Origin of the sequence: Nocardiopsis tropica (assembly GCF_042660575.1) — a bacterium.
In the GTDB taxonomy this organism is placed as follows: domain Bacteria; phylum Actinomycetota; class Actinomycetes; order Streptosporangiales; family Streptosporangiaceae; genus Nocardiopsis; species Nocardiopsis tropica.
This window is the reverse complement of the sequence record NZ_JBHSUF010000014.1, coordinates 1-13,446: the sequence shown is the minus strand read 5'-3', so window position 1 is coordinate 13,446 and position 13,446 is coordinate 1. Positions and strand designations below refer to the sequence as shown.

The 13,446-nt window shown below is 68.0% G+C and carries 8 protein-coding genes and 2 pseudogenes; 5 read left to right on the top strand and 5 right to left on the bottom strand.

Features of this window, described 5'->3' with window-relative positions:
* Positions 1-6: 6 nt before the first annotated feature.
* Positions 7-2,508, top strand: a complete 2,502-nt coding sequence (locus ACFQBR_RS22110; RefSeq protein ID WP_344177478.1) for an OmpA family protein — start codon at positions 7-9, stop codon at positions 2,506-2,508.
* A gap of 335 nt (positions 2,509-2,843) precedes the next feature.
* Complete coding sequence (locus ACFQBR_RS22105) at positions 2,844-3,509, top strand: hypothetical protein (protein ID WP_344177476.1); 666 nt, start codon at positions 2,844-2,846, stop codon at positions 3,507-3,509.
* A gap of 63 nt (positions 3,510-3,572) precedes the next feature.
* Here ACFQBR_RS22105 and ACFQBR_RS22100 read toward each other — a convergent pair whose 3' ends face one another.
* Both ACFQBR_RS22100 and ACFQBR_RS22095 read right to left on the bottom strand, forming a co-directional pair.
* Positions 3,573-5,342 carry a hypothetical protein gene (locus tag ACFQBR_RS22100; protein WP_344177474.1) on the bottom strand — a complete coding sequence of 590 codons (1,770 nt, stop codon included), beginning with the start codon at positions 5,340-5,342 and terminating at the stop codon, positions 3,573-3,575.
* Between the two features lie 1,530 nt (positions 5,343-6,872).
* Positions 6,873-7,871 (bottom strand): GlxA family transcriptional regulator, encoded by a 999-nt coding sequence (locus tag ACFQBR_RS22095; RefSeq protein ID WP_344177472.1) that lies wholly within the window; start codon positions 7,869-7,871, stop codon positions 6,873-6,875.
* A gap of 70 nt (positions 7,872-7,941) precedes the next feature.
* On the opposite strand from ACFQBR_RS22095, the gene ACFQBR_RS22090 reads away from it, so the two are divergent.
* Together ACFQBR_RS22090 and ACFQBR_RS22085 are read left to right on the top strand one after the other, a co-directional pair.
* Positions 7,942-9,300: an MFS transporter gene (locus tag ACFQBR_RS22090; RefSeq protein ID WP_344177470.1), complete on the top strand. Its 1,359-nt coding sequence runs from the start codon at positions 7,942-7,944 to the stop codon at positions 9,298-9,300.
* A gap of 5 nt (positions 9,301-9,305) precedes the next feature.
* Positions 9,306-9,806: a hypothetical protein gene (locus ACFQBR_RS22085; RefSeq protein WP_344177468.1), complete on the top strand. Its 501-nt coding sequence runs from the start codon at positions 9,306-9,308 to the stop codon at positions 9,804-9,806.
* A gap of 951 nt (positions 9,807-10,757) precedes the next feature.
* On the opposite strand, the gene ACFQBR_RS33660 is transcribed toward ACFQBR_RS22085, so the two are convergent.
* Both ACFQBR_RS33660 and ACFQBR_RS22075 read right to left on the bottom strand, forming a co-directional pair.
* Positions 10,758-11,144 (bottom strand): DDE-type integrase/transposase/recombinase, encoded by a 387-nt coding sequence (locus ACFQBR_RS33660; RefSeq protein ID WP_417629312.1) that lies wholly within the window; start codon positions 11,142-11,144, stop codon positions 10,758-10,760.
* Between the two features lie 102 nt (positions 11,145-11,246).
* A pseudogene (locus ACFQBR_RS22075) lies at positions 11,247-12,261 on the bottom strand (IS3 family transposase); the annotation flags it as partial.
* A gap of 13 nt (positions 12,262-12,274) precedes the next feature.
* Here ACFQBR_RS22075 and ACFQBR_RS22070 point away from each other — a divergent pair.
* Positions 12,275-12,805 carry a hypothetical protein gene (locus ACFQBR_RS22070; protein ID WP_378554298.1) on the top strand — a complete coding sequence of 177 codons (531 nt, stop codon included), beginning with the start codon at positions 12,275-12,277 and terminating at the stop codon, positions 12,803-12,805.
* A 238-nt stretch (positions 12,806-13,043) separates the two neighbouring features.
* On the opposite strand, the pseudogene ACFQBR_RS22065 reads toward ACFQBR_RS22070, so the two are convergent.
* A pseudogene (locus ACFQBR_RS22065) lies at positions 13,044-13,289 on the bottom strand (transposase); the annotation flags it as partial.
* Between the last annotated feature and the right edge of the window lie 157 nt (positions 13,290-13,446).

The window sequence follows — 13,446 nt, the reverse complement described above, 5'->3', positions numbered from 1 at the left end:
GGACCCGTGCACACGACGACCCGGACGGCCCTGGCCGCCGCCACCACACCGGCACTGCTCATCGCACCGCCCGTCCTGCTGAGCCGACAGCCCTGGCCCGACACCGCAGGCGTGAGCGCGGAGCACCTGCGCCTGTCCCTGCTCAGCGGCACACTGCCCCCGCCCCTCGGGCACACGCTGGTGCTCGCCCTGCTGTGGGCGCTGTGGGCCGCCTTCGCCCTGCTGGTGGCAGCCGACACGGTCGCCCTGCTGCGGGGACAGGTGCCCCGCATCGGACTGCTGCGCCTGGCCGCGACCGGCATCGCCGGAAGCTCGGTGGCCGTGTCCGCCCCTGCTGTCGCCGCCGTGGCCCCCGCCGACACCGCGCCCACCGACGGCGCACACGACGCCCACAACGCGCCCACCGGAGAACCCGCACACGTGCTGGAGCGCACCCGCACGCTCACCGGGTTCGGCCTCGACTCCGCCGACCTCACCCCCTCCATGGCGGACGAACTGGGACCCACCGTCGAACTCCTCCAGCTCTTCGGCGACCCCGACACCGCGATCACCGTCACCGGACACACCGACGCCTCCGGCCCCGACGAGCACAACCGCGCCCTGTCCTTGCGGCGGGCCGAAGCGGTCGCCGCCGCCCTCACCGACCAGCTCGGCGACGGATGGACCGTCACCACCGCAGGCGCCGGCTCCGACCACCCACGCGAACACCCCGAACTCGGCCCCTCCGCCGACCGGCGCGCCGAGATCACCTACACCCTCACCACCCGCCCCCACACCACCGCCGACAGCGAGACCGAACAGCAGGAGGCAGCCGTCGGCGCCGAGCAGGCCGCGCCCGCCACCGAGGCACAGGACACCTCTGCCCTCCCCGTCGGCGCGGTGCTCGCCGGAGCCCTCGCAGGGGGCGGGGTCGGAGGCGCCCTCGGCGCGGTCGCCGGACGGCTGACGGCACCGGGACACCGCGGCAAGCACCAGGCCGGCGAGGACGAGCACGACACCGAACCCCACGACGAACCCGGCCCTGACGACGACACCGACGCAGACCCCGAACAGCCCCTCGGCACCCCCGTCCCCGTCACCAGGGACACCGGCGGAGCGGTGATCAGCCCCCAGGGCCACCTCCGCGTCGCCGACAACCTCAGCGTCAGCGCACACGACGGACTCGCCGTGACCGGAACCCACGCCCTGGGCGTGTGCGCCTCCCTCATCGGCCGCGCCCTGACCGACCCGGGCATCCGCGTCATCACCACCCGCGAACTCGTGGCCCAGGCCGGGGCCTCACCCCGGGTACGGGCCCCGGGCATGACCGTCAGCGCGGACACCGCCTCGGCCGTCACCGAGGCCGAACTCGCCTACATCACCGCCGCCCGCGACGAAGGGGGCCCGTCACGCACCCTGCTCGTCGTCAAGGCCTCCGAGCACACCCTCGCCCAGGACCGGCTCCAGGCCCTCCGCGACGGAGAGGAGGAAGGGGAGGTCACGGTCGTGGTCCTCGGCGAGGAATGGGGCGTGCCCGTCCTGCGCTGCGACTTCTTCGACACGGTCGACGTCACCGCCCCCGACGGGAGCACCGACACCTACGACGGACTCCGGCTCCTCCACATCGACCAGGCCACCTTCGCCGCGGGCTTCACCACCGCCGCCGCAGGAGAACCCGACCGTGCAGTGGAGACGGTGCCGGCGCCCCCGGAAGAGGAGAAGGAAGAGGCCGCCCCGGAGCCGGGGGCCGAGCCTGTCGGGGCCGACCCGGAACCGGACGCCGAACGACCTCCGAAGGTCGACATCCGCCTGTTCGCGCCACAGCCGGGCATCACCGTCGACGGCGTCGACATCGGCGTGAAGATGCGCAGCTCCTCACGCGCCATGCTCGCCCACCTCGCGCTCCACCCCCACGGGGTGGGCACCGACGCCCTCACGGAAGCCCTCTTCTCGACCGAGCCCGGCAAGAAGAGCCGCCAACTGCGCAGCAGCGCCTGCACCAGCGCACGGGTAGCCGTCCGCGAGGCGCTGGAGAACCCGGACGCGGAGATCATCGACGTCGTCCCGGGCCGCTACCAGATCCACCACGACACCGTCGACGTGGACGTGTGGCGCTTCGACCGGGCACTGCAAGCCGCCAAGAAGGCCGAGGACGACAGGACCGCCCACACCTGCCTGCGCGCCGCCGCGGCCGAGTACGACCACATGCTCCTGACCGAGAGCGACCTGCCCTGGATCGAGGAGAAGCGCCAGGCCTACCGCAGGGCCGCCGCCGACTGCTTCGTCGGCCTCGCCAAGGCGGCCGACGACCCCAGGCAGGCGCTGGCCTGGCTGGAACGGGCTCGGGAGGCCGACGACCTCAACGAGAGCATCTACCAGGAACTCATGCGGACCCAGGCCGGACTGGGCCGGCCCGACGCCGCCGAGCGCACCTACCAGGACCTCGCGGGCAAGCTGAAGTCCATGCGGGCGCGACCGAGCGCCGCCACGAGGAACCTCCTGGAGGACCTCACGAGGAGTCGGCGGTGAAGGGTGGGTCCACCGTTGGGAAGCGTCGGCACCGGACGCCTGTCCGGGCCGGAGAGCTTGGCTGGGGAACCCTGTCGCAGCCGACGGCGAGGCCTGGTTCAGTGTCTTGTGCCGGATCTGATGGAGACTGTGGCGTGTGTCGAGATCGCCTCCGGACACTCCGGTGAACCAGACAGCCGTCGAAGATGATTTTGGACGCTTGCAGGGTGTATCTGGCGAGTAGGGGGTCGTGGAGCTCATTCTTCACCGGAGCGCGGAAGTGGTGCGCTCAGAGGCTGGGAAGCTAGGTTGTGACCAAGCCGCGAGCTGCGTGGACTGCCGACTACCGTGGCCGTATGAGCGATGGAATCCGATGGATCGGCGAACACAGCGGCCAGAGCCCGGACACGCGCATCCCGGGGATGCTCGGCGGTATATCCCTCACCGCGGCCCGCGACATCGACGCAGAGGACTTTCTCACCTTGCTCGGTGCGGAGCCCCTGCAGCTCGACGCAGGTCATCTGTTCAAGGACCGCAGATCAGTGACCCTTCCTGACGGGGTGAACCCCAGGGGGGTCAAATACGCCATGTACGGCACGTGCAAGGACTGGGTGTACGTGCTGGAGGACTGGGGCATGGCGACCTGGCACCTGCACCGTTACGGCGGCCCGCTGACGCCCGTACTGGCCGAAGTGGAAACCGTCTGCCTGAGCAACAACAGTGACGCCCCGCCTCCTCGCATTGCTCTCACCACTTCCGAAGGCCGTATCGTCGGCGCGGAGTTCGGTGAGGACACCGGCTGCGGATCAGCGCTGGATGAGGCACTGCAAAGGGCCGGGGCGGTCTTCCCGTCCGTGCGGGACCTGCCGCAGGACGAGGTGGAACTGTACTGGGAGCGACATATCGAAGAGCTCCCGGCGGCGGTGTTCTCCGCGGTGGAGGCCTACTGCGGGCTGTCCGTCGACCGGGCCGCTGTCGAGGCCGGCGACCTCCCCGTGGCTGTTCTCTTCCCGTTGGCCTGACCCTGGTGCGCCAGGAGGGGCCACGCACCGGGTAGCCCCTCCTGGTTGTTCACTCCGTGCCGGTCAGGTGGTGGTCATGGTGCAGATGACGGGGTCGGCCGGTGTGCCGCCGTTGGTGTAGGTGCAGTTGCCGTTCATCCGCGGGTCCAGCCAGTAAGCATCCCCGTCCAGGATCCGCATGTCCGTCCTGAACGTGGGGAAGGGACTCATCGACCCCTGATTCTGGTACCCGGAGATCGCAGAACGCCCGCAGACCTCAGTGAAGTCGGGGATCATGCCGTCGATGTTGTACAGGTGGATCCGGTCCTCGTGCTCCTTGGCGAAGGTCTGGAAACAAGCCCTGCCATTGGGGACACCCGTGGTGCTGTCGGAGGGGACTGCTTCATTCAGTCCGCCCTCGTCCGCGCTCATGCCACCGCTGTTGTAGGTGGATGCGAAGGCGAACTCGTCACAGTTCAAATCGTCGAATTCATCGGACAGGGCGCTGGAATGGCCGTTGTTTGTTGCCCATCCGGACTCGCCGCAGATCCGCGCACGGTTCCTTCGGTTCTGATCTGAGTCACCCATGTAGTACAGGGGCTTGTCAGCGGACTGAGAACCAGGCTGGTTGGGTGCCATGGTCTGGATCAGCCAGGCGTGTGCGGCGGCCTGCGGGTACTTCGCGGCGTTGAAGGGGTACGTCGGTGCCGCGTTGAGGAAGACACACCCACCGTCATCAAACTTGGTGTCGCAGCGGATCTGATCCAGGTCCTCGGCTTGGTGCCAGTCCTCCTCGGACCACTTGAATGTGTTGAGGCTCGGCACCCACGAACCGTCAGAGTCCTGAACACTCAACCCGAGCGTGACGTCCGGCTCGAACAGATACTCCGCGTTGGACGTACTCGAGTCCCAGCCGTGAGTAGTTTTCACCCACGCAGGGTGCGTCTCGCCGGGCTTCCAACTGGGCTCACCTTCCCAGTCGCTTCGCTCAGGTTCGCTTACAGTGCAGCCTTCCCCGCACTCATGCCCGACAATACCCATGTCGATCTGACCAAAATCATCAGAAACAGGCTCATACGGCTTCACCGTCACGTACTCACTGAAGCTGTCCGTGCCATCCAGGACCAGGCGCCGAGTGAAGGAAAAATAAGTATCAGCCACGGGGACCCCGGAGCTGTCGTGCAACAAGACCTGGCGGACTCGACGGTCGCATTGGGTGAACCGGTCGGAGAGGATTCCCATGTCGAGTGTGTCGCACCACTCGGCTTCCGGGATATCCACTTCGGCTTGCGCACTCAGGTCTTCCGAGTTCAAGGGATCAGCCAACTCTGCTGCCTCGGTGTCCGGCAGCTCCGTCAGCATCGGACCGAGACAGACCTGACCCTTGTCGTTGACCGGGCCGCACTGTTCCGTGCCGGTGGAGCCCAGCGACCTGGTCGTGTCGGCACCCAGCGGTTTGGTGTGTTCTCCGACTGGGGCGGCGTCGAACCAGCTGGGGTCGGGGCTCTCGGAGACTGGATTCGGTAGAGTCAGGTCCACGGGAAGTTCTACGCGGAAGGGCTCCCACCCTGACCAGTCAGTTTCATACAACGAGCCGTCGTAAGCCGATGTGCGGAACAGGTAATCGACGTTGGCCTCGAGCTTGCCGGGCCCGACCGTGACCGAGGCGACAGAGCCGGATTCCACAAAGTCGGACACCAGCACCCCGAACTGACTGTCCGAGATGCTGACCTTGGTGTCCGGGTTGCCGTTGGAATCCGCTTCCCATACCTCGAAGGTAAGGTTGGCTTCGTCGTCGTCGCCATCCGTGACGGTGTTGCTCAGCGTGACTTGCGGCGTGTTGACACTCCACACGCCCCATTGATCCTGCCTTCCGGGAGGGCCGGCTTCGAGGTCGGTACCCGACTCGGGACGGGAACCATTGGCTGACAGAGCCTCGGGGCCAGCGGCGGGCTGTGACGACGGTGGTGCCTCAAGGTCGGGCTGCCCTGGGTCGGAGTCGGCTGCGGTGGCTGTCCCCGCCCCGAGCATCAGGACTGCCAGAGAGAGAGCGCCTATGTGCGCGAGAGCGCGCTTATGTCTGGTTCTACCAGGCAAGATATCTCTTTTTCTCTTGTGCCAGGTTAATTAGCTGAGGGAAAGCACGCCAGTCTTCGCGGCATGGTACGCAACAGTAGGCAACCTGGCCTGGTCAAACGAACGGTCTCCAGGAAAATCATGGCTTTGACGCCAAGCTGGACCTGGGCGACAGTTAGGAACCCTACAAGTCATGGGATCTGGCATCGACGTCAGGGTAGGCTCAACACTGAGTTGGTCTAACCTTGGACAGCTCGGGGCTATTGCATTATTGGATGCAAATGGCGTCTTCCCAGGTCAGCGTATCTTCAACAATTCGTTTGGGGGAGTCCGGGTCTCAAGAGAGGCCTTGCAGCTGTCCCTTCGAAAACACTGCCTGCCCCAGCCTCAGTGGTGAAGGGTCTCCGGGTGGGTCAGCTTCGCCAAGCTCAGCGGCCCATCGTGGGGCCCAGAGATGTTCTTGCCCACCTCTCGTGCCCAATTCGGTGCACAGCGCTGGGGCGGGGCCTGCCTCGTGTCGGGTTCTTTAGAGCTCTTGGTGTGTCCTGTGTTTTCCGGAGTCGGATTTCTAGATCCAGGACTACGTGACTTCGAAGAGGGCATCGTGGGACGTCGTGGTTTCCCCGCCGAGTTCCGTCCGCAAGGTGTTGGACCTGGTTCAAGTCGTTTTCGCAGCGCAGACGGCAATGGTTGAACCAGTGCTCGTGCTCGGCCAGGAGCCGCGATCGTTCTTCCGCCGTCGGAAAGACCGACCCCAGGGAAGCGTGCCGCATATCGCCGCTCGGGTCGGCCCACTCCCAGCCGGTATCCGTCCGGTGCAGGGCGCCGAGTCCGTACCCCGGCCCGGCGCCACCGGCACCCACCTTGATCAGGAAGCTGCGGTAGTCCGCCGGCAACGAGACACCCCACAGGGTTTCCGCGGAGGAGACCTCCCGCTCCGTCAGCGGGGCGGCGAGCCGGAAACGGTCTCCTGTCACGCCATGCCCGTCCCGGGCGCCGAAGACGTCGCTCGCCCGGTCCTGTCGGGCCAGGGCTTCGACCCGTTCACGGACACCGTTCCAGACCGTTGCTCGCACGGGCCGAAGCGTAGCCCGGGGCGGCGGAGCCCGCCCGAGAAGGTTGGTGCGTCGAGACGAGCAGCACTGTGTGTTGCACTTCGGGCCAGGTGCCGGGATCGCCTCCGCCACGCTCGGGAGATCGGAGCCGCTTGCCGGTTTTCCGCGCCCGGATCGGCATCCCGCGCGTGACCTGCCGGACCCGCGCGCCCTGGAACCCCTCGCCCGCCGCCACCGCCGTCGGTCCGGGGGATCAGGGCACCTCGTCCGCGACCCCCTGGAAGGTGCGGCGGTAGGCGCTGGGGGACACCCCGAGCCCGGCGTGCATGTGCTGGCGCAGCGACGCCGAGGTGCCGAAACCGGCTGCGTGAGCGATCCGGTCCACCGACAGGTCCGACTCCTCCAGGAGCTGCCTGGCCCGGTCGAGCCGCTGCTGGGCGAGCCACTGGCCCGGTGATTGGCCCACCTCGTCACGGAAGCGGCGCGTGAACGTGCGCACGCTCATCGCCTCCTGGTCGGCCATGCCGCCCAGACTCGGCTGGAGGTGCAGGTGGTCCAGGGCCCAGGCCCGCGCCCGGGAGGTCGAGGACCGCTCGGGGTCGGGCACGGGGTGGCGGATGTACTGGGCCTGCCCACCGTCGCGGTGCGGCGGCACCACCGTGTGCCGGGCGACCTCGTTGGCGACGGAGGCGCCGTGGTCGGCGCGGATCATGTGCAGGCTGAGATCGATCCCGGAGGCGACCCCGGCGGCGGTCAGCACGCGGCCGTTGTCGGTGTACAGCACGTCGGGGTCCAGGTCGATGTGCGGGTACATCGCGCGGAAGAACCCGGCGGACTGCCAGTGCGTGGTGACCCGGCAGCCCTCCAGGAGTCCGAGGGCGGCGAGCACGAACGCGCCCGTGCAGATGGAGGCTATCCGTGCGTGCGCGGGGATGCGGTTGACGACCGCCGCCAGCGCCGGGGAGATCGGGTCGTGCGGGCGTTCCACGTAGTCCTCCTGCGCCGCGGGCAGGATTACCGTGTCCGCCTCGTCGACGGCCTCGGGTCCGTGGCGGACGTTCAGGGTGAAGTCGGTGTCAGTGGTGATCACGCCCGGTTCCACGGCACAGGTCACGACCTCGTAGAGGGGTTGGCCGTCGGTTCCGACGGCCCGCCCGAAGAGCCGGTGGACGATCCCCGTCTCGATGGGCAGCAGGCCGTGGCGGGCGAGCACGGCCACGCGGTGGCGGTCCGGGTGGACGAAAGCGGTCATGGCCGGATTCTTTCACATGTTGGCTTTCGGGCCACTGTCGGCGTGGGGCCCCGCGTCGGAGTCTGGACACATGACTTCGACGAGCCCCTCAAGGAGCACCCGGAAGACAGCCTCCAGGGCCGGGCGGGCACCCGCACGGGTCCACCGGGCCTGGCTGATCGCACTCGTCGCGGGCGCGACCATCGTCGCCGCGGCGGCCTTCGCTGCGATGCCAGGGCTCCTCGTGGACCCCCTGCACACCGAGTACGAGTGGTCGCGCGGCTCGATCGGTGCCGCCGCTTCGGTCAACATGGTCGTGTACGGCCTCATCGCCCCCTTCGCTGCGGCGCTGATGGACCGGTTCGGCATCCGCCGCATTGCCCTGGCCGCCCTGGCGACCGTCATCGCCGGGGCCGGACTGACCACGGTGATGACGGCTCCCTGGCAGCTGACCCTCTACTGGGGCCTCCTCGTCGGTGCGGGCACCGGATCACTGGCGATGACCTTCGCCGCCACTATCGCCGACAACTGGTTCGTCAAGCGCCGGGGCCTGGTCATCGGCGCGCTGACCGGCGCCAGCGCGTTCGGCCAGCTGGTCTTTTTGCCCGCGCTCGCATGGATCATCGACCACCAGGGGTGGCGTCCGGCCATCGTGACGCTGGCCCTGACATCGTTCGTGATGGTGCTCCTCGTCGCCCTGGTCCTGCGCGACCACCCCGCCGACGTGGGACAGCGCCCCTACGGAGCCGACTCCTTCGTCAGCAGGCCGAGGACGGAGCAGGGTGCGGCCCGCCGAACCGTCCGGGTCCTGCGCGACGCCGTGCGCAGTCGGCAGTTCTGGCTGCTCGCCGGGACGTTCGCGGTGTGCGGCGCCACCACCAACGGGATCATGTGGACGCACTTCGTGCCCGCCGCCCAGGACCACGGGATGGCCGTGACCGTCGCGGCGGCGCTGGTCTCGGCCATCGGCGTGTTCTCCCTGGTCGGCACCATCGTGTCCGGCTGGCTCACCGACCGCTTCGATCCGCGTGGACTGCTGGTCGCCTACTACCTCGGCCGGGCCGTGCTCCTGGCCGCGCTCCCCGCGCTGTTCGGCCCCGATGCCGGTGCCGCGCTCATCGCCTTCGTCGTGGTCTTCGGTCTGCTGGACGTGGCGACCGTGCCCCCGACCATCCTGCTCTGCCGCCGGGTGTTCGGTGCGGACGGCGCGATCGTCTTCGGGTGGGTGAACGCCGTCCACCAGGTCGGCGCCGGCGCCATGGCGGTCTTCGGCGGCTTCACCCGTGACGTGACCGGGAGCTACGGCCCGGTGTGGTTCATGGCAGCCGCACTGTGCGCCGTCGCGGCGGTACTCGCCTTCCAGATCACTCGCAGCGGTGGGAACGATCCCGCACCCGGCGGGATGCGGACCGTGGACCCAAGCAACGACGACGGACAGGCTGGGAAGTGAGCACCATGGAAGAGAACGGTGCCGGACACGCTGCGGACGCCGCCGCATTCCCCGGGAAGGCCGATGCCCGGCACCGACCCTCGCCGGCGTTCTCCCTCGTCCTGCTGCTCCTGGTCGCCGCCGTGGCCTACGTGGGCTCTGCCGGACTCGACCAGAGCCTGAGAGCGGCGCGGGGCGAAGGGGCCCCGGGTGTGTTCACCGTGTCCGCTCTCAGCTGCGTCCAACACCCCGGGCACGAGTCGTGCACCTGCCACGGCCGCTACACACCGGACTCCGGCGGAGAGACGCGCGGCGTCTACCTGCACGCCGCCGGACGCGACACCTGCCGGGAGGGCGAAGAGATCCCGGCGGCCGACGTGGGCGCCGCGAACCGGGTCTACGGACCGGACGGATCGCGCGAGTGGATTCTGTCCTCGGTTCTCCTCGCGGGGTCTGCGGCGGCCGTCGGAGGTCTGACGGTGACGTGGGTCCGCCATGTGCGCGTGCTCACGAGGGCGGGGCGGTAGAGCCAGGGGGCATGACCGCTGCCATCGGATGCGAAGGACGCCCGACAGCACCTCACGGGGGCCTCGGCGGATGCCCGTTCGCGAGGCCGTGCAGAGCACGGTCTCGTTCCCGGGGGCTCCGAGCGCCGGGTCCGGTTCCGGCTGTGCGCTGCGAAGTGTCTCTGCGGTGCCGCACACTCGGCGGTCATGGCGACCGCTCCCGTGCTCCACTCCGTCCGCGACTACTACTGGGGCTGCATCTACTGCGAAGACCCCAAGGAGCACAAAGGAGAATACGGGCACCTCACCGATGACGGCCCCTTCTTCGCCGTGGAGGATCAGATCACCATCGAGGTGGTCAACAGCCGCCTTGTGGAACAGGAGGACGCCGACGTCGAGCTGAACGTCTACGTCCACGCCGCTGCCTGCCCTCGTCGGACCACGCTTCGGTCATCGTCCTTCGTTCCGGACGCTCTCGATCGGCGACGCCGATCGCTTCGACGAGGTCGCCCTCAGTCCAGGACGCTGGTTGATGCAGGTCGACCTGGACTCCCAAGGGCCGGCCGAGCCCCAGGCCCTGAGCGAAGTCACTAACCTGATCAACCCTGTGGCGACACCGGAGTCGCGAGTGCTGGTGGCTTCGGCGCTTGCGGGGGTGGGAGGGGTGGGCAAGACCTCGCTGGTGCTCACGTTACTGCCCCCGACCGAAACTGCGATCGGGGCAGATGCAGTTTATGGAACTAGTGGCCGCTCGGCAGCACGCCTCCGGCTCGGTATCCCATGCTGAAGGCCTCTGCGTCTTTGTCCAGTACCCTTCCTGTGACGGAGCCTGGCTCCTGGTCGGTGCTCCGGCGGAGGTCGGCAGCGACTCGGTCACAGACCATCGGATTAGAAGTCCGGTGACTTCGTGTCTCTAAGTGCCGCAGAGTGACGTTTCGTCCCTATCTATCCGAACACCGCTGTCGATTCGTGTCAAGGGGTTCCACCTGGTGCCGTGCCAGTACGGAACTGCGGAGCATAAACGGAGCACACACCGGCCCCTGGCGGCGTCCGATGGCACCTCGCGAGGTTCTCGCGAGAACTGTGTGTATGCTTCCGAGCCCCCATGATCGCTCGCGCCCTCGATTGGGGCAGCCGCTGATGACAGTGGTGAGTTCTGTAGGCCGCGGTTATCGCCGTGGTGTTATGCGAGAGGATCAGGACCGACCTGGCCGAGGAATCGATCGCCCACCCGGCCACACGCCGGGAGCACACGTCCAGCACCACCGCGCAGTAGACCTTGCCTTCCCGGGTGGGGCGCTCGGTGATATCGGTGCCCCAGAGCAGGTCCAGGCCCTGGCGGGCGAACTGGCGGTCCACCAGGTCGGCCGAGACCAAATCCGGCCGCGCCCGCCGCCACTTGGTACGGCCTGCGACTCCCCTTGGGCCTTAACCCCGGATGTTGGACACGGGGGTGGTTGATTACGCCGCGATCGCCATCGTAGACGCTCTGGAGGCCTCGAAGTCGTTCGGAGACACGTTCCCGCAGTATGAGTGACGACGACGGGTGTTGTAGCGGTGAGCCCACCGGAACACCGTGCGCCGCAACACCGCCTCGTTCGCGTACACGGCCTCCCCGGCGAGGGTCTCGCGTTTGAGTGTGGCGTTGAAGCTCTCCGCGGCGGCGTTGTCCGTGCTCGACCCGATCGCCCCCATCGACTGCACGATGCCGAGCTCAGCACACAGGTCCCCGTAGGCCCTGGAGGTGTAGACCGACCCGTGGTCGGAGTGGAACAGGGCCCCGGCCAGGCTCCCCCTCTCGCGGGCGGCCGCTCTGAGAGCGTCGGCCACCAGGCCGGTGCGCATATGGTCGGCCAGCGCCCACCCGACCAGCTTGCGCGAGCACAGATCGATGACCGTGGCCAGGTAGAGGTTGCGCCCCTCCGCCAGCGGCAGGTAGGTGATGTCGCCCACGTACTTGGTGCCCACGTTCTGGGCGGTGAAGTCCCGTCCCAGCAGGTCGGGGTGCTTGCGGGCGCTCTGGTCGGCGTCGGTGGTGCGCACCCGTCGGCGGAGCCGGATCCCGGCCAGGTCGTGTTCGCGCATCACGCGGGCGACCTTCTTGTGGTTGATGCGCTCATCCTGGGCGTCCCGTAGGCGGCATCGCCGCCCTGGGCCGGGTCTTGTAGGGAGCGGATACGCTCGGCCAGGGCCAGGTCGGCCACCTGGCGGGCCGCCCGGGCGGGGGCGGCTTTGAGCCAGGCGTAGAAGGAGGATCGGGCCAGTCCGATGACCTCGCACAACCGCTTCACCTCGAAGGTGTGTCGGTGGTCGGCGACGAACTGGAAGCGGTTCACCAGTTCGTCTCCCCGGCGAAATACTTGGCCGCCTGGCGCAGGATGTCGCGTTCGGTCTCGAGCTTTTGGCGTTCGGCCTGTTCGGCGGTCAGGGCGGCCTCCAGACGGGCGATCCTGGCGGCAGTGCTCTCGCCCTTGGGCGGTGCGCCTGTGGTGGGTGTGGTGGCTTGCGGGGTGCAGGCCTACCCCGAGTACCTGGAATCCTCGGCCTATATCTGCCAGCCCGGCCGGGCCTTCCGGGAAGGGCTGACTGTGAAGATGTGTGGTGGCTTCTACGCCCAGCAGGCCATCCAACCGCACCTGGCCCGCATCCTCACCCGTGAGGACCACGTGCCCTTCACCTACGAGGAAGCGCGGCGACGGGAGGACAACGGCGGCAGGGACACCCGTATCGGAGGCCTGATCCGGGCTTCGCTGGAGAGCGAGGTCCGTGAGGAGGGGCAGGAGTACATGGTGTTCCTCCTCTCGGAGCCGGAGGATCGCGAGACCGTGGTGCTGGAGGCTCCGGCGGTCAACGACACGGTGGCCTCCTCCGGTCGCCCGTGGGCGTGGACGATGGGCCAGCGGTATGTGTCCCTGGCAGCTCTGCGGAAGCACGGGGTGCGCACCACCAGCGACCTGGGGCCCCCTGACTGTTCCCTGCCAACTAGTGGACTGGCCGAAAACGTTGCTGGTGTGACATGAGGGGTCCAGACCTCGATGATCTTGTACTTATAGCGAGGTTGGACGGCGAGACTCGCTATAAGTACAAGATCACGGCAGGTAGCACGGGGTCTGTGAACCTTTCCGGTCACCGCACTAGTAGTACTTCGTTAACTCGTGTCGGGTGGGTGCTGCTGCGCAAGGGGCCTACGGCAGGTGTGACACACGCCGGTCCAGCACAGCAGCACCCGTTGGAGCTCCTCCAACACCTGGTACAGACTCAGACCGACGTCGACCTTTTTGGGTCCAACCTCCGCAGGGTCAGGAACGCCTGGGCCGCGCTGACCAGCGTGACGTGGTGGTGCCAGCCCCGCCAGGTGCGCCCCTCGTAGTGGTCCAACCCCAACCCGTGCTTGAGCTCGCGGTAGTCGTGCTCGATCCGCCACCGGATCTTGGCCAACCGCACCAGGCGCCGCAGCGCGGTCTCCGCGGGCAGGCTGGACAACCAGTAATCGGTCGGTGTTTCGTGCCGGGTGTGATGGAGGCTCTCAAACCTGGGAAGGATGAGGGACATGCCAGCACCGAGGAAATACCCCGATGAGCTGCGCGAACGCGCCACCCGCATGGTCGTGGAGGCCCGCCGGAACCCGGCCACGCGTCCAGGGGCGATCGCCCGTATCGGC